The sequence below is a fragment of the Paraburkholderia sediminicola genome (genome assembly GCF_046026855.1).
In the GTDB taxonomy this organism is placed as follows: Bacteria; Pseudomonadota; Gammaproteobacteria; order Burkholderiales; family Burkholderiaceae; genus Paraburkholderia; species Paraburkholderia sediminicola_A.
The window spans coordinates 12031-34572 of sequence record NZ_JAQQET010000007.1; the positions used below are offsets into that span (position 1 = coordinate 12031).

The 22542-nt window shown below is 61.6% G+C and carries 17 protein-coding genes and 1 pseudogene; 9 read left to right on the top strand and 9 right to left on the bottom strand.

Annotation, left to right across the window (positions count from 1 at the left end; all coding sequences use genetic code 11):
* Nucleotides 1-37: 37 nt before the first annotated feature.
* The 3 genes from PQR40_RS09550 (at nt 38) to PQR40_RS09560 (ending at nt 4446) form a co-directional block, all read left to right on the top strand.
* Nucleotides 38-1549 carry an efflux transporter outer membrane subunit gene (locus PQR40_RS09550; RefSeq protein ID WP_408229859.1) on the top strand — a complete coding sequence of 504 codons (1512 nt, stop codon included), beginning with the start codon at nt 38-40 and terminating at the stop codon, nt 1547-1549.
* A 64-nt stretch (nt 1550-1613) separates the two neighbouring features.
* Nucleotides 1614-2861, top strand: coding sequence for an HlyD family secretion protein (locus PQR40_RS09555; RefSeq protein WP_408508864.1), 1248 nt, complete (start codon nt 1614-1616; stop codon nt 2859-2861).
* Between the two features lie 28 nt (nt 2862-2889).
* Nucleotides 2890-4446, top strand: a complete 1557-nt coding sequence (locus PQR40_RS09560) for a DHA2 family efflux MFS transporter permease subunit (RefSeq protein WP_408387654.1) — start codon at nt 2890-2892, stop codon at nt 4444-4446.
* 99 nt (nt 4447-4545) lie between these two features.
* Here PQR40_RS09560 and PQR40_RS09565 read toward each other — a convergent pair whose 3' ends face one another.
* From PQR40_RS09565 to PQR40_RS09580, 4 genes are all read right to left on the bottom strand, one after another.
* Nucleotides 4546-5997, bottom strand: a complete 1452-nt coding sequence (locus PQR40_RS09565; RefSeq protein ID WP_408508865.1) for an MFS transporter — start codon at nt 5995-5997, stop codon at nt 4546-4548.
* A gap of 139 nt (nt 5998-6136) precedes the next feature.
* The gene (locus PQR40_RS09570; protein ID WP_408229847.1) at nt 6137-8086 is read right to left on the bottom strand and encodes an aconitase family protein; all 1950 of its coding nucleotides are present in this window, start codon (nt 8084-8086) and stop codon (nt 6137-6139) included.
* 106 nt (nt 8087-8192) lie between these two features.
* The gene (locus PQR40_RS09575; protein WP_408508867.1) at nt 8193-9095 is read right to left on the bottom strand and encodes a LysR family transcriptional regulator; all 903 of its coding nucleotides are present in this window, start codon (nt 9093-9095) and stop codon (nt 8193-8195) included.
* A gap of 168 nt (nt 9096-9263) precedes the next feature.
* Nucleotides 9264-10505 (bottom strand): ammonium transporter, encoded by a 1242-nt coding sequence (locus tag PQR40_RS09580; protein ID WP_408229841.1) that lies wholly within the window; start codon nt 10503-10505, stop codon nt 9264-9266.
* Nucleotides 10506-11189: 684 nt separating this feature from the next.
* Here PQR40_RS09580 and PQR40_RS09585 point away from each other — a divergent pair.
* The 4 genes from PQR40_RS09585 (at nt 11190) to PQR40_RS09600 (ending at nt 16432) form a co-directional block, all read left to right on the top strand.
* Nucleotides 11190-11906 (top strand): gluconate 2-dehydrogenase subunit 3 family protein, encoded by a 717-nt coding sequence (locus PQR40_RS09585; protein WP_408335327.1) that lies wholly within the window; start codon nt 11190-11192, stop codon nt 11904-11906.
* Nucleotides 11906-13684, top strand: a complete 1779-nt coding sequence (locus PQR40_RS09590) for a GMC family oxidoreductase (RefSeq protein WP_408508868.1) — start codon at nt 11906-11908, stop codon at nt 13682-13684. The genes PQR40_RS09585 and PQR40_RS09590 overlap by 1 nt, the downstream gene beginning before the upstream one ends.
* Nucleotides 13681-15045 carry a c-type cytochrome gene (locus PQR40_RS09595; protein WP_408508869.1) on the top strand — a complete coding sequence of 455 codons (1365 nt, stop codon included), beginning with the start codon at nt 13681-13683 and terminating at the stop codon, nt 15043-15045. Before PQR40_RS09590 ends, PQR40_RS09595 begins: the two co-directional genes overlap by 4 nt.
* A 193-nt stretch (nt 15046-15238) precedes the next feature.
* On the top strand, nt 15239-16432 hold the full coding sequence (locus PQR40_RS09600) for a porin (protein WP_408508870.1): 1194 nt from the start codon (nt 15239-15241) through the stop codon (nt 16430-16432).
* 133 nt (nt 16433-16565) lie between these two features.
* Here the strand turns inward: PQR40_RS09600 and PQR40_RS09605 are convergent, their stop codons facing one another.
* Together PQR40_RS09605 and PQR40_RS09610 are read right to left on the bottom strand one after the other, a co-directional pair.
* Entirely contained in the window at nt 16566-17423 is an 858-nt protein-coding gene (locus PQR40_RS09605) for a helix-turn-helix domain-containing protein (protein ID WP_408229826.1), read from the bottom strand.
* Nucleotides 17424-17565: 142 nt separating this feature from the next.
* Nucleotides 17566-18114, bottom strand: a complete 549-nt coding sequence (locus PQR40_RS09610; protein ID WP_408508871.1) for a carboxymuconolactone decarboxylase family protein — start codon at nt 18112-18114, stop codon at nt 17566-17568.
* 268 nt (nt 18115-18382) lie between these two features.
* On the opposite strand from PQR40_RS09610, the gene PQR40_RS09615 reads away from it, so the two are divergent.
* Nucleotides 18383-19084 (top strand): GntR family transcriptional regulator, encoded by a 702-nt coding sequence (locus PQR40_RS09615; protein ID WP_408229820.1) that lies wholly within the window; start codon nt 18383-18385, stop codon nt 19082-19084.
* A 57-nt stretch (nt 19085-19141) separates the two neighbouring features.
* Here the strand turns inward: PQR40_RS09615 and PQR40_RS09620 are convergent, their stop codons facing one another.
* From PQR40_RS09620 to PQR40_RS09630, 3 genes are all read right to left on the bottom strand, one after another.
* A complete protein-coding gene (locus PQR40_RS09620) occupies nt 19142-19912 on the bottom strand; it encodes an ATP-binding cassette domain-containing protein (protein ID WP_408387668.1) in 771 nt (256 codons plus the stop codon).
* Nucleotides 19912-20832, bottom strand: a complete 921-nt coding sequence (locus PQR40_RS09625; RefSeq protein WP_408508872.1) for an ABC transporter permease — start codon at nt 20830-20832, stop codon at nt 19912-19914. Before PQR40_RS09625 ends, PQR40_RS09620 begins: the two co-directional genes overlap by 1 nt.
* 77 nt (nt 20833-20909) lie before the next feature.
* Nucleotides 20910-21989: a sugar ABC transporter substrate-binding protein gene (locus tag PQR40_RS09630; RefSeq protein ID WP_408229811.1), complete on the bottom strand. Its 1080-nt coding sequence runs from the start codon at nt 21987-21989 to the stop codon at nt 20910-20912.
* A gap of 362 nt (nt 21990-22351) precedes the next feature.
* On the opposite strand from PQR40_RS09630, the pseudogene PQR40_RS09635 reads away from it, so the two are divergent.
* Nucleotides 22352-22468 (top strand): annotated as a pseudogene (locus PQR40_RS09635) (dihydroxy-acid dehydratase domain-containing protein); the annotation flags it as partial.
* Nucleotides 22469-22542 lie beyond the last annotated feature (74 nt).

The following is a 22542-nucleotide window of genomic DNA, read 5'->3' on the forward strand; positions in this document are numbered from 1 at the left end:
CATTATTAAATCGCACTTCGGTTCACGGAATTGGCTGATGCGGGGCATTTCCCTGCGCGTGGCCGGGTTGTCGCGACGAATGGTTCTAGCTACCGCGATGACGACACTCGTCCTCGGTGGCTGCGCGAATTACGCCGGCATCAGGAGCGACCGGCAGATCGCGAAGCCGGCGCAGTACGAGTCGACCCAGAGCCTGCCGGCCGAAAGCGGGCAATGGCCGGCATTCGACTGGGCGAACCAGTTCGGCGATCCGCAACTGCCGAAGCTGATCGCCGAAGCGCTGGACGGCAACCCATCGATCGCTCAGGCCCAGGCGCGCCTGGCGAAGGCCTCGTCGTATATCGAAAGCACGCGCTCGGCCCTGTCGCCGAAGGTCGACGCCAGCTATTCGTGGAACCGCGAGCTGTTCTCGAGCAACGCGCTGTACCCGCCTCCGTACGGAGGCACCTGGTATAGCGAGAACAATGCGCTCGCCAGTGCATCGTGGGATCTCGACCTGTGGGGCAAAAATCGCCAGCGTCTCGGTCAGGCTGTGTCGCAGGAAAAAGCCGCCGAAGCCGACGTGCAGCAGGCCCGCGTGACCCTCGCCGCGTCGGTCGCCAGCACCTATAACAGGCTGGCGCAGCTATATGCGCTGCGCGATATCGCACAACGCGAAATCCGCAATCGCGAGGATATCGGCCGGATCACCAACGGCCGCGTCACCGCCGGGCTCGACACCGATGTCGAGAAGCAGACCGCTGTCGGCAACATCGCCACAACCCGCTCGAACCTCAGCGATCTCGACGGCCAGATCACAACCACGCGTTATCAGCTCGGCGCGCTGCTCGGCAAGGGTCCCGACCGTGGCCTGCAGATCGCCGCACCAGTGCTGAGCCCCGGTGCGACCGTCGCGCTGCCAGACAACCTGCCGGCCGATCTCGTATCGCGCCGGCCCGATATTGTTGCGGCGCGCTGGCAGGTCGAGGCGGCAATGCACGACGTGAAAGAGGCGAAGGCCGAGTTCTTCCCGGACGTCAATCTCTCCGCTGGTTTCGGTTTCGATGCGTTCGGCTGGGGCCGCTTTCTGACTTCCGCGAGCCGGCAGGCACAGTTCGGCCCGGCAGTACATCTGCCGATCTTCGATGCCGGCGAATTGCGCTCGCAGTTGAAGGGGCGCTATGCCGACTTCGATCTCGACGTCGCGAACTACAACCAGACGTTGATCAACGCGCTGTCCGATGCGGCAACGCAGGTGTCGTCGATCCGTTCGATCGATCAGCAGATGGGCGACGCGCAACGCGCACTCGACGCTGCGACGAAGGCGTACCAACTGGCCGCGATCCGTTACAAGGCCGGCCTGTCGGAACAGCTGCAGGTGTTGAGCGCCGATCAGAACCGCCTTGCCGCCGAACAGACGGTGACCAGTCTCAGGATGACCCGCCGCGATATGCAGATTGGCCTCATCAAGGCGCTCGGCGGTGGTTTCGATGCGACGCAGGCCGGCCTCGTGGTGCCGGGCGATGCCCCGGTCGCCGCTGCGAGTGCCCATCAGGCGTCGGCGAACTGAATCCAGCTGAACCCGAATGTCCATCCCGATGAACGACACAAATTGAAAGAGCACGGAGCTAACCATGAACACCCCGCAGCAACCTGCCGCCGAAACCCAACCGGCCGGCAACGGCAAGCGCAAACACATGACGGCGTTGCTCGTCATCGCAATCCTGCTCGCCGCGATTGCGTACGGCCTTTACTACTTCCTCGTCGCCCGCTTCCATGAAGACACGGACGATGCCTACGTGAACGGCAACGTCGTGCAGATCACGCCGCAGGTTACCGGCACGGTGATCGCCGTGAACGCGGACGACACGCAAACCGTCAGGGCCGGCGCCCCGATCGTCGTACTCGACCCAGCCGATGCGCGCGTCGCGCTTCAGCAATCGGAAGCGAACCTGGGACAGACGGTCCGTCAGGTACGCGGCCTGTTCGCCAACGACGATCAATATCTCGCCCAGGTCGCGGTCCGTCAGTCGGACCTGTCGCGCGCGCAGGACGACCTGCACCGCCGGCTGACGGTTGCCGGCACGGGCGCCGTGTCGCAGGAAGACATCTCGCACGCACGCGACGCCGTGAAGAGCGCAGAAGCCGCGCTCGACGCCGCGCAGCAGCAACTCGCCGCGAACCGCGCACTGACGGCCAATACGACCATTGCGGGCCATCCGGACGTGCAGGCCGCCGCCGCGAAAGTGCGCGACGCGTATCTCGCGAACGCGCGCAACACGCTACCCGCGCCAGTCACCGGCTACATCGCGCAACGCTCGGTGCAGGTCGGCCAGCGCGTGTCGCCGGGCAACCCGCTGATGGGCATCGTGCCGCTGAATGGCGTGTGGATCGATGCGAACTTCAAGGAAGTGCAACTGAAGCACATTCGCATCGGCCAGCCAGTCGAACTGACGGCGGATGCGTACGGTTCTTCGGTGGTGTTCCTCGGCAAGGTGGTCGGCTTCTCGGCGGGTACGGGCTCGGCGTTCTCGCTGCTGCCCGCGCAGAACGCGACCGGCAACTGGATCAAGGTCGTGCAGCGCCTGCCCGTGCGCATCGAGATCGATCCGCAGGAACTCGAAAAGCACCCGCTGCGTATTGGCTTGTCGATGCAGGTCGACGTGAACGTCAAGGACGACTCGGGCAGCGAACTCGCCAACGCCAGGAACACCGTCTACCAGACCAGCGTGTTCGAGAACTACGGTAACCAGGCCGACGCGGAGATCGCCCGCATTGTCGCCGAAAACGCTGGAACGAACAGTGCCGCGCAAAAGGTGGCCACTCATGCGGCAAAGACCGGCGCAAAACCAATCACACAGGTCGATTCGAAACTGATGTAAGCGTCACCGACACCTTACGAGACTTCCCATGGCTCAGGCACCCGCTTCACCTCCCCCACTGCAAGGCCGTCAACTCGTTCTTGCCACGATTGCCGTCGCACTGGCCACGTTCATGACTGTGCTCGATTCGTCGATTGCCAACGTCGCGATTCCGAACATTTCAGGCGACCTCGGCGTGTCCGTCGACGAAGGCACGTGGGTCATCACGATGTTCGCCGCCGCCAACGCAGTGTCGATTCCACTGACCGGCTGGCTCACGCAGCGCATCGGCCAGGTCAAGCTGTTTGTCGGTGCCATCCTCGCGTTCGTGCTCGCGTCGTGGCTGTGCGGAATGGCGCCGACCTTACCGATACTGCTTGCCGCGCGAGTGCTGCAGGGCGTCGTAGCCGGCCCGCTGATCCCGCTGTCGCAAGCACTCCTGCTCGGCTCGTATCCGAAAGAGAAATCGGCGACGGCGCTATCGCTGTGGGCGATGACCGCGACCGTCGGTCCGATTGCCGGGCCGCTGCTCGGCGGCTGGATCACCGACAGCTACAACTGGTCGTGGATCTTTTACATCAATATCCCGGTCGGCATCTTTGCGGCCGGCGTCACCTGGACGATCTACCGCACCCGCGAAACGCAGACCCGCAAGCTGCCGATCGATGTTGTTGGGCTCGTTCTGCTGATCGCGTGGGTCGCCTCGCTACAGGTGATGCTCGACAAGGGCAAGGATCTCGACTGGTTCCACTCGACCACGATCGTCGTGCTTGCGATCACCGCACTGATCAGCTTTGCGTTCTTCCTGATGTGGGAGCTGACCGAAGAGAATCCGATCGTCGATCTCCGGCTTTTCGGGCAGCGCAACTTCCTGGGTGGAACCATCGCGATCTCGATTGCGTATGCAGTTTTTTTCGGCAATCTTGTGCTGTTGCCGCAGTGGATGCAGGAGTACCTGGGTTACCGCTCCGTCGATGCAGGGCTCGTCACCGCACCGCTGGGCATTTTCGCGGTGATACTCGCGCCCGCGATGGGCCGTATCATGGCGCGCCTCGATGCGCGCATCATCGCAACCCTCGCGTTCAGTGGATTCGCGATCGTCTTTTTCATGCGTTCGCGATACCTGACCGAGATCGACACATGGCATCTGGTACTGCCGACGCTGCTACAAGGCATCCCGATGGCGCTCTTCTTCGTGCCGCTGACAGCCATCATCCTGTCGGGCCAACCGGCGCATCGCATTCCCGCAGCCGCGGGGTTGTCGAATTTCGCGCGGGTGTTTTGCGGTGCGGTCGGCACATCGCTCGCCAGCAACGAGTGGAACAATCGCACCGTGCTGCATCACACCCGGCTCACCGAGCAGGCCAGTCCCAACAACCCGCTGTTCAGCCGGTGGATGGATTCGACGCAGTCGCTGCTGCATCTGAACACGCAGTCCGCGCACGCGCTGTTCGATTCCACGGTGAGCAACCAGGCTGCGATGCTGGGACTCGACGATGTCTTCTACATCTCGGCGATCATCTTCATCGTGATCATTCCGCTGATCTGGATCACGCGGCCGGCGAAGGGCGGTGGTGGCGCCGATGCAGCGGCGACCGCGCATTGAACGGCGACGAGGAACCTCTCCTCGCTGCAGGAGTCAGGCAGTGAAGCCAGCAGCGTCACCTCGTCGCCTTCGATATCGACACAGACTCGTCTCTCCAAGCTACTGAGATATTTTTTCGAGCTCGATACCCTTCGTACGCGGTCCCATCAACCCGATTGCCAACATGACGATCAGCATCGCCCCAGCGATAAAGACGAAAACACCCGTGGTGCCAAACTGCTTCAACACGGCGGCAATCAGAAACGCTGTGAAGATCGCCGAAAAACGGCTCCACGAATAGACGAAGCCCACCGCCCGCGCCCGGATACTGGTCGGAAAAAGCTCGGTCTGATACGCATGGTAGCTATACGAAATGATATTGCCCGCGAGCGTCAGACACACGCCAAGGCTCACCAGCAAGACCGCGCCGGACGCCTGGCTGAACCACAGGCCGCACACGATATTCACGGCCGCCATCACCACGATCACCGTTTTGCGCTCGAAGCGGTCGCCGATAAAGAGGCCAATGACCGGACCAAGCGGCGCGGCTAATGCGATCACACTCGAGTACATCAGGCTCGTGGTGATCGTGATGCCCTGCTTGATCAGCAGCGTCGGCACCCAGTTCGCAAAGCCGTAGAAGCCCACCGTCTGGAAGATATTGAAGATCGTCATCATCAGCGTGCGGCTGCGGTACGGCGGGACCCACATCTCGCGGAAGCTGCCACGTGGCGCGACCGGCACCGGCGGTGCGGGCGGCGGCAGTTCACGGCCGTATTCGCTGCGCACTTTCGCTTCGAGTTCGTTCATCACGCGATCGGCTTCGGCGAGACGCCCTTGCTGCGCGAGCCAGCGGGGGCTTTCCGGCAACGCGCGCCGGATCCACCAGACAAACAGTGCACCGTGTGCGCCGATCAGCACTACCCAGCGCCAGCCGTCGAGTCCGAACGGTGTGCGCGGCACCAGCAGATAGGACAGAAACGCCACCACCGGCACCGCCGTGAAACCGACGGCCTGCTCGCACGCAAAAGCGCGGCCGCGAATCTGTTTGGGCACCAGCTCCGAGATATACGTGCCGATCGTCACCAGCTCGACGCCGATGCCGACCCCCGCCACGAAGCGCCAGAAATTCAGACCCGTCGCCGTTTCCTGAAACGCCATCACGACGTTGGCCGCCGTGTACCACAGCAGCGAATACGTGAACACGGCGCGGCGCCCGAAGCGATCCGCCAGAAAACCGCATGCGATCGTGCCGATGAAGAGGCCGCTGAACAATGCCGCGATGAAACTCGCGACGCCGGTCGAGCCGAACAGGCCGTGCGTCGTTGCGGTCAGCAGGCCGCTTTTGACGAGGCCGGGTGCGACATAGCCTGAGTACAGCAGGTCGTAAAGTTCGAAGAAAAAGCCGAGGCTCAGCAGCACCACCAGCTTCCAGATGGAACGCGTGGCGGGCAGCCGGTCGAGGCGCGCGGAAATACTGCCGGCGTCGAGCGTGGCAGATGCCGCGACTGAGGAAGACGCCGCGCCGTCGGCGCTGCGCGCGACGGACCCGGCGTGATCGGGGGATGCCATATTGTTTGTCTCCTGGTGATGCGGGTCATGCAGGCGATGCACGATGATGCTCGCCGGGGGCCAGTCTTGTGCCGGCCTTTCGTACTTTCGCGTATTACGCGCACCACGATGCCGGGCCACAAGGTGTGTGGCCAGCATTCTAGCTGCGTGCGCGCTTCAGTTGTTCGAAGGTGGTAATTTTTCCAGCTAACGCGCTTGCTGCAACGGTGTAGGGGCTCGCGAGCCACACATTGCCCGGGCCTGAGCGGCCGGGGAAATTGCGGTTGATCGCGCTGATCGTCACCTCGTTCGCGTCGGCCGACTGCCCCGGGCCACAATTCGCACACGAACCGCAGCCGGGCATTACGAGCGTCACGCCCGCGCGCTCGAAAACCGGCAAATAGCCCTGGCTCTCGCAATACGCACGCACCGCCATCGTGCCGAATTGCAGGAAGAGACGCGTGCCCTCGGGCACACGCATGCCCTGCTCCACGCCCCAACGCAATACCTCGTGATAGAAGTCGAAGTCCTCGCGCTTGCCCGCCGTACACGAGCCGCCATACGCGATATCGATCGCGACGTCCTGCTCCAGTTGCGGCGCCGGTACGCCGTTGCCCGGATCGCCAGGACGCGCGAGCATCGGTTCGATAGCGCTGGCGTCGATACGGATCGTGTCGTAATAAGTGGCGCCGGAATCGCTTTTCATCCAGTTTTCAAGGGTGAAATCGACGCCGCGCCGCTCCTTCAGAAACGCCACCGTGCGTTCGTCCGGTTCCACAATGCCCGTGAAGCCGCCCAACTCAGCAACCATGTTGGTCAGCGTCGCGCGCTCGTCGATCGACATCGCGCGCACTGCCGCGCCGCCGTATTCGAACACGAGGCCGATCGCGCCACCCGAGCGGATCGCATCCATCTGCAACAGATGCAGCACGACGTCCTTCGCTGTGACGCCGTTGCGCAACGCGCCGTCGATTTCAATGCGCAAGGTCTCCGGCACTTTGCAGCGCACGTAGCCCGTCACCCAGCTATTGGCGATTTCCGTTGCGCCCGCACCGAATGCGAGGCAACCGAGCGAGCCCGAATGCGGCGTGTGCGAATCGGTGCCGCACGCAACCTGCCCCGGCAACGCGTACTGTTCGGCCATCAGCGCATGGCAGATGCCTTCGGAACCCGGCGCGTTGTCGAGCGCGCCGTGCGAGCGGACCGGATAGTCGCGCGAAAACGACGTGTGCCCTTCCATCAGATTGGCAACGCCCGGCAGCAATCCGTCGCGTACGTGCGGAATGCTTTGCGAAGCGAGCACCAGATGATCCTGGAACGCGATGATGTGATCCGGCGCATGCAGCGGCGCGGGCTTGCCGAACGCGCGATGCATCAGATGCGCGCACATGCCAGTGAAGTAGTCATGGCTGAAGCGCCAGTCGGCGGAGATGAACACGCCGTCGCCGCGCTGCGCGCTTTCAATGCCAGGATGAAGATGGCGCTCGATAATCTTCTCGACCAGCGTCTTCGGTTCGGCGCCGTTTGCACCATGGGCAGCATCTCGCACACGCGGTGCGGGCCAGTCCGCGAACTTGCTGTACGCGAGCAATCCGCCGCTGCGAATAATCTGCTGCGTAAGCGCATCGCGGCCTTTGAGAAACTCGTCGATCGGCACCGCTTCTCCCGCGATCAGATGATCGAGCACGGAGAAATCGGTCGTAGTGAGAATGCCGATGTTGTCGCAATTCTGCTGATAGATGCGCTCGAAACTCTCCGCGACGATCAAACGGATGCCCGCCGACAACTCCGCCAACGGACTCGATTCGCGCGACGAACCTTTGCCGTAACGCTTGCCCGCCACCGTCACCTGAAAGCCGCCGTCCCTGATTGCGTTGCGGCCGATCGGCAGGCGTTCGCCCGCCTTGAAGCCAACGTACGGATACTGGCCGAGGCGCTCGTCATAAGTCAGCATGACGGTGACCGGCGTGATTTCGTCGGTGGAGACGTTATCGCGCAGCACACCTGCCGCGGCACGCGTGAAATTTTCACCGGCCAGTTGCGCCTCGATTACCGCAGGGTCCTGTGACAGGTACAGCACGCGGCCATCCAGACGAATCGTATCGCTCATATGCGTTCTCCTTGCGCTCACTATACGGCGCGTGTCCGCGATGCCGAAGTGCCGGTCGGGCAACGCAGACCTCTCGTTTGGAGAATGATACGAGGCGCCCTGCGAGCTAGGGCTTGCTGCGAAGAAATCCCACCAGCGCCGCGGCGCTAGCGCTTAACTGATCACGCGACTTGAAGATCATGATGAGATGCCGCACCGCCCAGGCATCGCTCAAGGACAGCAAACGCACGTCGAGCGCGTTCACATAGAGCAGTGCCACCTGCTCGGGCACGATCGCTATCCCGAGGCCCGCGTGGACCATCCGGCATAACGCATCGAGGCTGCTGACGCGGATCTTTACGTCGAGTTGCCGCCCCACGCCGGCCGCCTGCTGCGCGAGAAGCTGTGTCAGCGCGCTCTCGCTGCGCAGGCCGACGAAACTGTCGTCGAGCAGCGCCTCGAACGCCACGCGCGAGACGCTGGCAAGACGATGGCCACCCGGCACCAGCACCGCCAAGCGGTCTTCCCGATAAGGCATCTGTTCGAAGACTTCGCTACCCGCCACCGGGTTGCAGATGCCAAAGTCCGCGCCATGCTCGCCGACGATACGCAGCACGTCCGCGCTGTTCTCCTCTTCCAGTTCGATCGACACTTCCGGAAACACGCGCCCGAACGCCGCCACGTCTTCCGGCAGAAACTGCACGATCGACGAGAGATTCGCCACCACCCGTACCCGCCCCTTCACCCCCGACGAAAAGCGCGACAACTCGGCGCTCATCTGTTCGATGTTGCCGATGATCGCCAGCGCAAAGCGCAGCACGGTCTCGCCGACCGGCGTCACGGTAATGCCGCGTGACTGGCGTTGAATCACCGGCAAGCCGATCATGGCTTCGATCTCGGCGATGCGCCGGCTCACCGCGGAAGACGCGATGAACTCGCGCTCGGCCGCGCGCGCGATGTTCTGCTCCTGGCAGACGGCGACGAACAGGCGCAGCGAGGTGAGATCGAGCTTCTTGAGGAGATTTTCCATGGAGGTTGCGCTTCACATTGGGACCAGACCCAACGCTAGCATATAGGCGATCATTGGCTTCACCCCCTCTTCCGGATTGATTCAGTTGAGGGCTAACGTCGCGTCCCAATAGGGACAAAAAAAAGCGGGACGTAAACGTCCCGCTTTCTTCTCACCTTGTGCTTGTGCTTACGCGTCCAGATAAGCCACTTCGCCATGCAACTCGGTATCGAGCCCCTGCTGCTCGGCGGCTGCATCGACCTTAACAGGTGTCACGCGGTTGATCAGCCATAACATGCCCCACGTGAACGTGAACGCCCAGACGCCGGACACGAGCACCGCCACGCATTGCTTGACGAAGAAAGCGCCGCCGCCCAACAGCAGGCCATCCGCGCCATTGGGATTCCACGCCTTCGACGCGAACACGCCAAGCAGAACGGTACCAACCAGGCCACCCACGCCATGCACGCCCCACACGTCGAGCGCGTCGTCGAGGCCAAGCCGGTTTTTCAGCGCAACCGCGTAGTAACAGATCACACCAGCAGAAATTCCGATCACCGCGGCTGTGCTCAACGACACATAGCCTGCCGCGGGCGTGATGGTCGCGAGGCCGGCGACCGACCCGGTCAGCAAGCCGATGAATTTCGGTTGCCGTGCGTTGGCCCATTCGATCAGCAGCCACGTAATGGCAGCGAACGAAGCGGCGACATCGGTGTTAAGGAAAGACGAAGCCGTGACGGCGTCGACGCGCAGCTCGGAGCCGGCGTTAAAGCCGTACCAGCCGAACCACAGCAGGCCCGTGCCGAGCGCGATCAACGGCACGTTGTGCGGCTTGTGCGTGACGGTCTGACGGCGCCCCACATACAACACCGACGCCAGCGCGGCGAATCCGGCGGTGTTGTGGACCACGATGCCGCCTGCGTAATCGAGCACGCCCCATTTCGCGAACAGTCCATCTGGACTCCATACCATGTGCACGAACGGGAAATACACCAGTACCAGCCAGCCGGTCAGAAACAGGAAGTACGCTTTGAACGTCACGCGGTTGGTGAACGCACCGGTAATCAGCGCCGGCGTGATGATCGCAAACATCATCTGATAGGCGACGTGGACCACTAGCGGAATGCCCGCGTCGTTGCCCGTGTACATGGTTTGCAGCGTAATGCCGTGCAGGAACGCATAGTAGGTCGGGTCGCCGATGATGCCGTGCCAGCTTGGGCCGAAGCACATCGAGTAGCCGAACGCGAACCACAGCACGGTAGTCCATGCGAGCGAGATGAAACTCTGCATCATGATCGCCAGCACGTTCTTGCGTTCGACGAGGCCACCGTAGAAAAACGCGAGACCCGGCGTCATCAGCATGACGAGGCTCGCGCAGAGCAGCATGAAAGCGGTATTGCCAACGTTAATCGGCATGGTTGCGGGAAGCACAGCTTGTCTCCTTGATTGTCGTCGTGAGGTGTGCCCCCAGTGGTGCGTGGCACTGGCGCCGAAAAGAGCCCTTCAGTGCGGAACTTGCTTGCAATTTGTAGGGTTCATCTGTTTTCGCGCGTTTGCAGCAGGCGAAAAGTATTCCCGCGCCGGGGGCGGCGCAATACGGCTGGACGATATAGTGGGATTCACGTGACCCGTATGGCCGTCTCAGGCCCCTGCTGGCGACCGCTCGCCACCGCTGGCGCGCAGTAAGCGCGGGTAAACCACGTCCGCTCGGCCAGCCGGTTGAGCCTGGCTGGGCTTGGCCTGGCCAAACACCGGGTGCCACATCTGCCCCGCTGACAATCGGCCCCTGACGAGAATTCCTTGGCGTTTTAGCCTTCGCCTCGCCATCGCGCGAGGTCGACCAGCCATTGATCGTCATGCCTCCGCAAAACGTCGCTTTTTCGCGTCAGTTTCATCGGGGCCGCTCCGGCCTGCCAACAGGCCACATCGGCTAAAAAACACCTATGATTTGAAAGAGATATTTCTTACAAAACGATATTCCGTCACTTCATGAAACAGCTTATTGTAAAAATCCAAAAAGACTTTGGAACCGGTTCCATTTACCATGACGCCGAAATCCGACGACTGCCCAGGGGCGGCGCCACGGCGCCCTCCCATCTCGTGACATAGAACAATATGGCTCAATCTCCTCTCACTTCTCGTCGTGGCTTCCTGCGCACGGCCGTCGCGCTGGTTCCCGCCGGGACCCTCGCGGGCTGTGAAGTCAAGCAATCCGCAACCACCGCCGCGCCGGGTTCAAACGGCGCCTCCGGCGCCGACTACAAGCCGCATTTCTTCGACGCGAAAGAATGGGCCTTCGTCCATGCGGCCGTGGACCGTCTGATCCCCGCCGACAGTGAAGGCCCGGGCGCGGTCGAAGCCGGTGTGCCCGAATTCATCGACCGCCAGATGGACACGCCGTACGCGCACGGCGCGCTCTGGTACATGCAGGGGCCGTTCGCCCAAGGTGCGCCGGAACTCGGCTATCAGTTGAAGCTCGTGCCGCGCGATCTGTACCGCCTGGGCATCGCCGCGGTCAACGCCTACTGCACGAAGACCTACGCGCATCCGTTCGACGCCCTCGACGCGCCCACGCGCGACACCGTACTCACCGCACTGGAGAAAGAATCGATCGATCTCGCGGACGTGCCGGCCGGCGTCTTCTTCGGCCAGTTGTTGCAAAACACCCGCGAAGGCTACTTCTGCGACCCGATCCACGGCGGCAATCGCGACATGGGCGGCTGGAAGATGATCGGCTTCCCCGGCGCGCGAGCCGATTTCATGGACTTCGTCAATCAGAACGGCCAGGCCTATCCGTATGACCCCGTATCGATCCAGGGAAAACGCACCTGATGACCACGCAAACCAAACCGCACGTCGACGCGGTAATCATCGGCTTCGGCTGGACCGGTGCCATCCTCGCGAAGGAACTCACCGAGGCCGGCCTCAAAGTGGTCGCGCTCGAACGCGGCGAGTATCGCGACACCTATCCGGATGGCGCGTATCCGAACACGATCGACGAGCTGACCTATAACGTCCGTAAGAAGCTGTTCCTCGATCTCTCCAAGACCACCGTGTCGATCCGTCATAACGTCGGCGAAACGGCGCTGCCTTACCGGCAACTCGCGGCGTTCCTGCCGGGCGAAGGCGTCGGCGGTGCGGGGCTGCACTGGTCGGGCGTGCATTTCCGGATCACACCGGAAGAGCTGCGTCTGAAGAGCCACTACGAAGAACGCTACGGCAAGGGCTTCATTCCGGAAGGCATGACGATCCAGGATTACGGCGTCAGCTACGACGAACTCGAACCGCATTTTGACTTCGCCGAAAAAGTGTTCGGCACCTCGGGCCAGGCCTATAAGGTGAACGGCAAGGTGGTCGGCGACGGCAACGTGTTCGAAGCACCGCGCACCGACAACTTCCCGCTCGCCGCGCAGTTGAACACGTACTCGGCCGAGCGCTTCGGCAAGGCCGCGCGCGAACTCGGACTGAACCCGTACCGCTTGCCTTCGGCGAACACGTCGGGTCCGTACACGAACCCGTACGGCGTGCAGATGGGCCCGTGCAATTTCTGCGGATTCTGCAGTGGCTACGCGTGCTACATGTATTCGAAGGCATCGCCGAATCTGAACATTCTGCCCGCGCTCAAGCCATTGCCTAACTTCGAACTGCGCTCGCGTTGCCACGTGCTGCGCGTCGAACTCGACGACACGAAAAAACGCGCCAAGGGTGTGACCTACGTCGACCCGGCAGGCAACGAAGTCTTTCAGCCAGCCGATCTCGTGATTGTCGCGGCGTTCCAGTATCACAACGTCCACCTGCTTCTGCTGTCGGGCATCGGCAAGCCGTATGACCCGATCTCGGGCGAAGGCGTAGTGGGCCGCAATTTCGCGTATCAGAACCTCTCGACGATCACCGCGTTCTTCGACAAGGACACCTTCACCAATCCGTTCATCGGCGCGGGCGGCAACGGCGTCGCTGTGGACGACTTCAATGCCGACAACTTCGATCACGGTCCGCTCGGTTTTGTCGGCGGCTCACCGTTGTGGGTGAATCAGGCCGGCACCAAGCCGATCAGCGGCATCGCGACACCGGCTGGCACGCCGAACTGGGGCGTCGACTGGAAGAAATCGGTAAAGGACCACTACGCCCACACGATTTCGATGGATGCGCACGGCTCCAACATGTCGTATCGCGACGTCTTCCTCGATCTCGATCCGACCTATCGCGATTCATACGGCCAGCCGTTGCTGCGCATGACCTTCGACTGGAAGGACAACGACATCAAGATGGCCCGCTACGTGACTGGACAGATGCACAAGATCGCGCAGCAGATGGGACCGAAGGACATCAACGTCTATACGCGCGAGTTCGGCGCGCATTTCGATTCGCGCCGCTATCAGACCACTCACCTCGTCGGCGGCGCGGTGATGGGTACGGATCCGAAGACGAGCGTGCTGAACCGTTATCTGCAAAGCTGGGACGTGCACAACGTGTTCGTGATGGGCGCGTCGGCGTTTCCGCAAGGCATCGGCTACAACCCGACCGGTCTCGTCGCCGCGCTCGCCTATTGGTCGGCGCGTGCGATTCGCACGCAGTATCTGAAGAACCCCGGGCCGCTGGTGAGCGTATGAAGAAAAAGATCGATATGAAACGCCTGGGTCAGGCATTCAGGCGCGCGGGCGCAGCGTCGTTCTGCGCAGTGGCGACGTTGTCCGCGCCGCTCGGTGCGCACGCGGCGGCGCAATCTCAATCCGACGCGGCCCTGATCACGCACGGCGAATATCTCGCCCGTGCCGGTGACTGCATCGCATGTCACACGGCGCAATCGGGCAAGCCCTTCGCGGGCGGTCTGAAGTTCGACACGCCGATCGGCGCAATCTATTCGACCAACATCACGCCGGACCGCAACACCGGCATCGGTTCATGGACCTTCGCGCAGTTCGATCGCGCAGTACGCGCCGGCGTGCGGCCGAACGGCGATACGCTGTATCCGGCGATGCCGTACCCGTCGTATGCGCGTTTGAGTCAGGACGACATGCACGCGCTGTATGCGTACTTCACGCAAGGCGTCGCACCGGTGAACCAGACGAACCGCGCGGTCGATATCGTCTGGCCGCTATCGATGCGCTGGCCGCTCGGCATCTGGCGTTATCTGTTCGCGCCTGAACCCGTAGCCTTCGACGCGAAGCACTACGCCGACCCGGTGATTGCTCGCGGTGCATACCTCGTTCAGGGCCTCGGCCACTGCGGCGCCTGCCACACACCGCGCGCAGTCACGATGCAGGAGCGCGCGCTGAGCGATCTCGACGGCACAGCGTTTCTCGCGGGCGGTGCGACGATCGACGGCTGGATTCCGTCAAGCCTGCGCGGCAATCCGCGCACCGGCATCGGCGCCTGGAGCGAAGCGGATCTCGTGCAATTCCTGAAGACGGGACGCACGCAGCATACCGCGGCATTCGGCGGCATGACGGACGTCGTGCAGCACAGCATGCAGCATATGAGCGACGCCGATCTGACCGCGATCGCACGCTACCTGAAAACGCTACCCTCGACCGATCCGAAGGAAACGCCGTACGTGTACGACGATACGGCGGCTCGCGCCTTGCGTACCGGCGACGCCACAGCGCCCGGCGCCGCCGTATACCGCGACAACTGCACCGCCTGCCACCGCAGTGACGGCCGCGGCTACACACGCGTTTTCCCGGCACTGGGTGGCAATCCGATCGTGCAAGGCAAGGACGCGACCTCGCTGATTCACGTTCTGCTGTCCGGCAGCACGCTCCAGGGCACGGCAACCGCGCCGTCTTCGTTTACGATGCCGGCCTTCGGCTGGCGCCTGAACGATCAGGAAGTCGCCGACGTGACGAACTTCGTGCGCAACAGCTGGGGCAACACCGGTTCAACGGTCAGCGCCGCGGATGTCGCCAAGCTCCGTAAGACCGTCACAGTGCGTGTGCCCGAGATGCCGCCTGGCGCCGCGCTCAGTCATTAACTCAGCTATTAAACCGCGCTGTCCCTTGCTACGCGTTCGCAATCAGAGCAAGTAACAAGGTCCGCGCAAGCCGCTTCCCCCCTGCTTCACGCAGTCTGCTCCGTTGTTCACGAGCGGACTGTGTGCGCGCGGAAAAAAGAGAGATCGCCATTCAGGCGACTTGAGATAGACGATCCAACCGAGCTATAAAACGATGAAAAAGCACTTGATTGCTGCACCCCTGCTGTTGTCCTTCGCCGGCATTGCGTCCGCGCAGAGTTCCGTCATGCTGTACGGTATCGTCGATGCCGGTATCACGTATCGCAGCAACGAGCGCACCGGCTCCACCGGCGCTTACGCTGGACACTCGAACGTCGCGATGACAAGCGGCAACCTCTCCGGCAGCCGCTTTGGCATCAAGGGCCAGGAACAGCTCGGCGGCGGCTGGAACGCGCTGTTCCAGCTTGAAGACGGCTTCGACATCACAAACGGCAAAACCGGCCAGAACGGCGGGCTATTCGGACGTCAGGCCTTCGTCGGTATCGGCAGCCAGCAATATGGCACGGTCACGCTCGGCCGTCAGTACACGTCGCTGAACGACTTCGTCGCGCCCGTTGCGCCGGTCGCGATGGTCGGTGGCTACGGCGCGCATCCTGGCGACATCGACGATCTCGATCAGACCGCGCGCGTCAATAACGCGGTCAAGTACACGAGCGCGAACTACTCGGGCTTTACGTTCGGTGCGCTGTATGGCTTCGGCGGTCAACCGGGCAGCCTGAAACAGCAGAACACATGGAGCGTGGGCGCGGCATACGGCAACGGCCCGCTGCATGTGGGCGTCGGCTACGAGCGTTCGGACAACAGCAAGAGCGGGACGAAAGACGCGACAGCCGGCAAATGGAACGGCACGGACGACGGCCTGTTCAATTCGTCGATCAATGAAGGCTACGCGAGCGCGCAATCGCAGCAGATCATTGCCGCGGGCGCCACATACAATTTCGGCCCAGCCATTGTCGGAGTGAACTATAGCAACGTGCAATACCGCTCGGGCGCCGATTCGTTGTTCAACGGGCATGCGACATTCAACGTCGCAGGCGTGTTCGGGCAGTGGACCATCCGACCAGCCGTGCAACTGTTCGCGGGTTATAGCTACACACGCGGCGGCGAAGTGGAAGGTGTGGATGAACGCGCGCAGTATCACAACGTCACGCTTGGTGCGCAGTACAACATGTCCAAGCGTTCCACGGTCTATCTGATGGGCGGCTATCAGCACGCGTCCGGCGTCACGCTGGATGCACTCGGCAATCCGGTCGCCGCGACCGCGTCGGTCAGCGACAAGGGCAACGGCCACTCGTCGGACGCGCAGTCTCAGGCTATCGTCAGCATCGGCTTGCGGCACCGGTTCTGATGAGTCGGAGCGGCGCTGGGGCGGTTGGCCGGCGCCGTTGTGCGGCACGCCGCGCCGGCATGTCTGACCGCTTGCGCAGACCGCTAGTGGACTGACAGGAAAGCGCCCGCGGCGATTCGCTCGCCTCGGGCGCTCAGTGCTGTTGCTGGACCGCGTCGATCATCTCAAGATGACGCGCTTCGGTCTCGTCGTCGGCGGGAAACATGCATTCGATGCGCAGTTCCTGCGCAGCGACAGTTTGCGGCGTGCCCACGGTGGCGATCATTGAAAAGTAGTTCAGGACCTTGCCGTCCTTGACGAAGCCAATAGGGATCACCGGCATCGCCGCCGAGGCGGACCCAGCCCCCAAGGTGCGCTGAGCAGACTTCAAGTCAGTTTGCACATCCGGATAAGCGCGCAGCGCGGCAAGCAACTCATGCGTCTGATCGTCGACCACGCGGCCGACCGACTCCCGATAAACACGCTGGATCAGGCTATTCGACACCGCGTGCCAATCGGCGACGAACGGGCGCATCCCGTCCGGATCGAAAATCAGATGCAGCATGTTGCGCGGCCCCGTGCGCGCCGCCATATCGATGAAGCAATTGAAAAAGCGCGGCGCGGATTCGTTGGTCATCAGCACGTTCCAGTAGCGGTCCATGACGAGCGCCGGAAACGGCTCGTGTTGACGCAACATTCGCCCGAGCGCGTTGCTGACGCTCTGCATTTCCTGAGCGTTCCAGGCGCTGTCGGCATACATCGGCGCATAGCCCGCTGCCAGCAGCAACGTGTTGCGTTCGCGTAGAGGAATGTCGAGCGTCTGGGCAATATCCATCAGCATCTGCCGGCTCGGCACGCTGCGTCCGCTTTCGATAAAACTGATGTGCCGCTGCGAGACCCCCGCGTTGAACGACAGGTCCAACTGGCTGATGCCGCGCATGTCTCGCCAGTGACGCAACAATGCGCCGAGTTCATTCGGCGGTGCCTTCCTTTCGGGATTCGCAGGATTCATCGGTCGGTTATCCGCGGGTTGATACAGATAAGGTTCGGTGACCGGTGGCGCCGGAGCATCGTCGATGTCCGGTGCCAACCGGTCGTTCGAACCGCGCAGGTCAGCATACTCCCTGTTGCTGAGCGGTTATTCCAGACAAGACCTACGCGCTCCAGACATAGTCCTGGAACGGCGCTTCCACCGGAGGCCTCGTAATGTTGCCAGCGTAGTTCGTAATCGTCGAAGCGGCGAGTACCGTGAGCACCTCGAGCACCTGGTCCTGACGGAAGCCGGCCTCGAGAAACTGGTTCACGTCCTTGTCATCCAGGTGTCCACGCTTCTCGATCGCCGTTTTTGTCAGGGTCGAGAGCGCCGCATGCTTGCGATCGGCCGGCGCGTGGCCTTCGCGAATGGCGTTGACATCGGCGGGTGAAAGCCCCTCTTTCAGCGCGAGAGCGGTGTGAAACGCAACCGCCCATGAACAGGCATTCGTTACGGCGTTGGTCAGCAACAGCGTCTGAATCTGCGCTTCCGTAAATGTACCGGTATGAACTTTCTGGAAAATGCCGATGAAGCCGCCGATCAGTACCGGCGATTCAGCCATGGCTCCCGCAATGTTGGGGATAAGGCCGAAGTTTTGCTGGAGTTGCCGAAGCACCGGCCTGGACTGTTCGGGTGCGGATTCAATCGTATGGATGTGAAACGGGGGCATGGTGTGTCCTCGATCGTGAGCGCCGCTCGGGATGAGTGGCGCGATGACCGAAGATTAGGCGTGAGGGAGCGGCTCGCCAATTACCTCTGATGTAATAGCCTTGAGTAAGGGGTAAGCCGGGCATGCACCTGTTTGGCCTGCTCTTGCAATTGCCTGTCCGCCATAAACAAAACAGATGGCAATGAAACAAAATCGCAAGCCGCTTGTCAGGCGTGGTGAGACGTCTGGCGTATCGCTATACTTGATGGCATCGAATGAGTAGAGACCCATGAACGAGACCACCCAGCACGCAATTGTCCAAACGCTGCGCGAAAAGATCCTTGCGGGCGAGCTTTCGCCTGGGCAACGCCTTGTGGAAGCGCAGCTCGCGCAATGGCTCGGCGTGTCGCGCACGCCGCTGCGGTATGCGCTCAGCGTCCTGTCGTCGGAGGGGTTGCTCGACCGCTCAGGGGGTCGCGGCTATGTGGTGCGGCGCTTCAGCGTGAGGGACGTGCTCAACGCCATCGACGTGCGCGGCGTACTCGAAGGACTCGCCGCCCGCTCAGTGGCCGAAAGCGGTGTGGGCCTGGCGCTGGCGGCTTCTCTCGACGACTGCCTGCGCGAAGGCGACGATATCTTCAACAAAGGTCACCTGAAGAAAGACGACGACGTGCGCTACGCGGAGATGAATGGGCGTTTTCACACGCTGATCATCGACGCGGCCCAGAACACGGCTGTCAGCGCCGCGCTGAGCCTGAACGACAAAATCCCCTTCGTCTCGCCCTCCACGATCGCCTTCGACGAGTCCGCGCGGGAACGCCAGTTCATGATGCTCACCTACGCTCATCGTCAGCATCATGCGATCACCGACGCCTTGAAAAAGGGAGAAGGCGCGCGCGTGGAGGCGTTGATGAAAGAACATACCCACATATCGAAGGAAAGCCTGAACCTGTCGCTTCCGGCGTTGCATCTGATCGCCGGCGCAGCGTGAGAACAACGCGGGTGGGTCACGCCTGACCCGAATGCTCGCAGAGGTAACGGGCGAATGTCAGTGCGCGCCTGTCCGCATTGCCCGATATTCGCGTCGCACGATATCCATCAGCTCCTCGACCGAGGTATTGGCTGCCTCTTTCTGGTAAGTCACACGCCCACGCTGCATCAGCATCACACGATCCGCGATGTCGAGCGTCTGCGCGTAGTTGTGCATGATCATCACGATAGACAGGCCGCCTTTCTCCTTGAGCCGCAGGATCAGGTCGATGATCAGTCCGGCCTCACGGGCACCCATTGCGGCGAGCGGTTCGTCGAGCAGGAGTATTCGTGCATTCGAATTGACCGCGCGAGCGACCGCAATAGCCTGCCGCTGACCACCGGAAAGCTGCTCGACCGGCAGGTCCACTGAAGGGACATGTACGCCGATTTCTTCAAGACACTCCGCGGCGCGATTACGCATTGCGCGGTTGTTCAGGAGTCGGAACGGCCCTCGGCGGATGATCTCCCGGTTCAGGAACATGTTGTGATAAATACTCAGCGAATTGGCAAGCGCGAGATCCTGGTAGACACATTCAATGCCGAGTGAACGCGCGTGATCCACCGAACGAAGCATCGTTTCTTCGCCGCCTACAAAAAGCTTGCCGCTTGTCTGCTGATGAAACCCCGTCAGAATCTTGATCAGTGTCGACTTGCCGGCGCCATTGTCGCCAAGAACACCGAGAATCTCGCCCTGTTTTAGCGTGAGCGACACGCCATCAAGCGCGGTGACCGCGCCGAAACGCTTGACAATATCTTCGCCGCGCAGCGCCTCCACCGCCTCTGACATCACAATTCTCCCTTGCGCGCGAGACGAACCACGTGGATGTTGAAGATCATGGCGCCGAGAATGGCTGCGCCGAGAATCATGTTGAAGGTGAAGGCGTTGATGCCGATCAGCGTGAAGCCGTCGTTGAGAATGCCCAGCACCGCCGCACCGATCAGCCCACCAATGATCGTGCCCGATCCACCGGCGAGGGGCGTGCCGCCGATCACGGCTGCGGCAACCGCAAGAAACATGATCTGGTTGCCGCCCGCTTGCGGATCAATCGACGTTATACGGAAACCTTCGAGAATCCCGGTAAAACCGGCAAGCAAAGCGGCAATGATGAAGTTGCCGAGTTTCAGGCGTCTGACCTGTATGCCTGCTTCGCTCGCGCCAAGCTGGTTCGCTCCTGACGCGATCGTATGCAGTCCCCAGCGGGTGTGACGAAGCAGCACATGCATGACGGCGGCGATAGCGAGCGTCCAGATGATCTCGCTGTAGCCCCACCCTCCCATGAACGCCGAAAAAACTGAATCCTCCGGCGGCGAAACCGGGGTACCCCGAGAGATCGTCAGCGTGAGGCCATTGACGAAGAACAACGTACCCAGCGTGGTCACAAAGGATGGGATGCGCAGGTACACCGTGACCGCGCCATTGATCAGCCCGACCAGACCCGCTGCGATAACGCCGGCGAACATCGCAAGCCACGGCGGTAAGCCTGCCTCGATCGCAAAATACATGATGAAAGGCGCAAACGCGAAGACCATCCCGGCGGAAAGATCGATCTCGCCAACAATCATCAGCATGATCTCGCCAAACGCAATGATCGCCACCGGCGCGATGAACTGCGAGAGATTCTGCAGGCTCGCGCTGGTCAGCAGGAAGTCGTGGTTGACTGTCTCGAAGTAGATGCTGAGGATCAGCGCAACCGCAAAGATGCGCATCTCACTGGAACGCCCGAGCGCGCCTGACCAGCGCCTCGGGTGTCTAGCGGGTTTTTCGGTCTGCGTCACGGGAGACGTCACCCTTTGATCGCCCCCGTGCGTGGCACGATCTGGGCTTTCGTGCTCTTGCCTTCATAGCGCGTCGACGTGCTCAGATAGGGATCGACCGTGCCCTTGGTGACGAACTTCAGGCCCGTGTTGATATTGGCCGGTCCAACGAGCCCACCGGAGGCGAGAAAGATGAACGCTTCGAGCACGGTATAAAAGCCCTGAACATAAGGCTGCTGGTCGATCGTGAAGTCGAGGAAACCTTCGTGGATCAGATCGACCGTGCGTGGCAGCAGATCGAAGCCGCCGCCATGAACACCTTTGGAAGGCAGATTGGACTCCTTCATCACCTCTGCCACGCCCTGGGTACTACCCGCGTCGACCGCGAACATGCCCTTGAGATCCTGGTGGCCGAGAAAGAACGATTTGATCTTCGATAGCTCTTCGTTGACGGTCGCGCCGGTCGCGATGGTTTGCACATCGATCTTCTTGCCCGACTTCTTGATTGCAGCCGCCGCACCGTCAAGCCGGGGCTGTATGTTGAGCTGGCCAGGCGTAGCGATAAAGAGCGCGACGAGGCCGCTATCGATGAGACTCACGATACGCTCGCCCATCTGATAGCCGGACAGGTACAGATCCTGGCCGATATAGGCGAGGCGCGGGTTGGTCGAACCCGATGGCGCGTCGGCGTTATAGGCGAACACGGGAATACCGGCGTCGAGCGCGGCCTGGATCGGTTTGTCGAACGCCTTGGGGTCGACAATCGGGACAGCGATTGCGTCCGCTTTCCCGGCAATCGCAGCGTTCACCGCATTCACCATTTCGGCGATGTCGGCATTGGCCGAACCGGTCCATTGATAGTCCATCCCCAGCAAAGCGGTCGCGTCCTGAATGCCGTATTGCGTAGGAACGAAGAATGGATTCGTTGTGACATGGTTGACGAATACGATCTTCCAACGCTTGTGCCCCGGAAACGAACCCGCTTCTGCCGCCTGCGCCGGCGTGATCACACCGCCCAATAGCGCCAGCGCTGCGCTCAGGCCAGCGCCCTGCAGCAAACCGCGGCGCATGCCCTGCACTTCATCCTTGTCTTCCTGCTCGTGCGCCATCTCACTCTCCGTCTCTCAGTTGATTAACACTTCACTGTGCATGACGGCGCAGGCCGGAAAAGCACCGGAGCCGGGTTTCACACCTTCACGAAACCCGCGTGCACGCGCGTACACATGACGACCCTGCAGAAAATGCTATATCACGGCACTTTTACCTACTAATCGATGTATACCCTTAACTAGTCGGACTAATTAATTCCATCGGTGCAGCAAAGCTTTCTGTAATCAAAGTCGGCAGTGCGGCGTAATGTAATGCTGGTATGGGCCTGATTCAGCGAACACCATCCCTTGGGTATCGACACGATCCATACGATGCGTCGCTTTAATAGTATTACTATCAAAGTAGCTTCACGGAGGAGAGGTTTCACGGCAAACCAATTATTGGGATTTGCGACGCGTGGTCCGAATTGGCGCCGTGTAATGCGCACTTTCGAAAGCTCGCAGAATACGTGAAACGCGGCGTGCTGGAAGCCGCCGGCAAAACGACCCTGCCGACGCGAGCGGCTATCGGCACCTTTACGTTGAGCACGTATTGCAGGCCGATCAGGGATGT

What these genes read in the sequence shown, in the direction of transcription:
- PQR40_RS09570 (WP_408229847.1), bottom strand. Translation starts at nt 8,086, where the DNA reads ATGAGCGATACGATTCGTCTGGATGGCCGCGTGCTGTACCTGTCACAG.
- PQR40_RS09550 (WP_408229859.1), top strand. Translation starts at nt 38, where the DNA reads ATGCGGGGCATTTCCCTGCGCGTGGCCGGGTTGTCGCGACGAATGGTT.
- PQR40_RS09615 (WP_408229820.1), top strand. Translation starts at nt 18,383, where the DNA reads ATGAACGAGACCACCCAGCACGCAATTGTCCAAACGCTGCGCGAAAAG.
- PQR40_RS09555 (WP_408508864.1), top strand. Translation starts at nt 1,614, where the DNA reads ATGAACACCCCGCAGCAACCTGCCGCCGAAACCCAACCGGCCGGCAAC.
- PQR40_RS09565 (WP_408508865.1), bottom strand. Translation starts at nt 5,997, where the DNA reads ATGGCATCCCCCGATCACGCCGGGTCCGTCGCGCGCAGCGCCGACGGC.
- PQR40_RS09585 (WP_408335327.1), top strand. Translation starts at nt 11,190, where the DNA reads ATGGCTCAATCTCCTCTCACTTCTCGTCGTGGCTTCCTGCGCACGGCC.
- PQR40_RS09610 (WP_408508871.1), bottom strand. Translation starts at nt 18,114, where the DNA reads ATGCCCCCGTTTCACATCCATACGATTGAATCCGCACCCGAACAGTCC.
- PQR40_RS09600 (WP_408508870.1), top strand. Translation starts at nt 15,239, where the DNA reads ATGAAAAAGCACTTGATTGCTGCACCCCTGCTGTTGTCCTTCGCCGGC.
- PQR40_RS09620 (WP_408387668.1), bottom strand. Translation starts at nt 19,912, where the DNA reads ATGTCAGAGGCGGTGGAGGCGCTGCGCGGCGAAGATATTGTCAAGCGT.
- PQR40_RS09560 (WP_408387654.1), top strand. Translation starts at nt 2,890, where the DNA reads ATGGCTCAGGCACCCGCTTCACCTCCCCCACTGCAAGGCCGTCAACTC.
- PQR40_RS09630 (WP_408229811.1), bottom strand. Translation starts at nt 21,989, where the DNA reads ATGGCGCACGAGCAGGAAGACAAGGATGAAGTGCAGGGCATGCGCCGC.
- PQR40_RS09605 (WP_408229826.1), bottom strand. Translation starts at nt 17,423, where the DNA reads ATGAATCCTGCGAATCCCGAAAGGAAGGCACCGCCGAATGAACTCGGC.
- PQR40_RS09590 (WP_408508868.1), top strand. Translation starts at nt 11,906, where the DNA reads ATGACCACGCAAACCAAACCGCACGTCGACGCGGTAATCATCGGCTTC.
- PQR40_RS09625 (WP_408508872.1), bottom strand. Translation starts at nt 20,832, where the DNA reads ATGCGCATCTTTGCGGTTGCGCTGATCCTCAGCATCTACTTCGAGACA.
- PQR40_RS09575 (WP_408508867.1), bottom strand. Translation starts at nt 9,095, where the DNA reads ATGGAAAATCTCCTCAAGAAGCTCGATCTCACCTCGCTGCGCCTGTTC.
- PQR40_RS09595 (WP_408508869.1), top strand. Translation starts at nt 13,681, where the DNA reads ATGAAGAAAAAGATCGATATGAAACGCCTGGGTCAGGCATTCAGGCGC.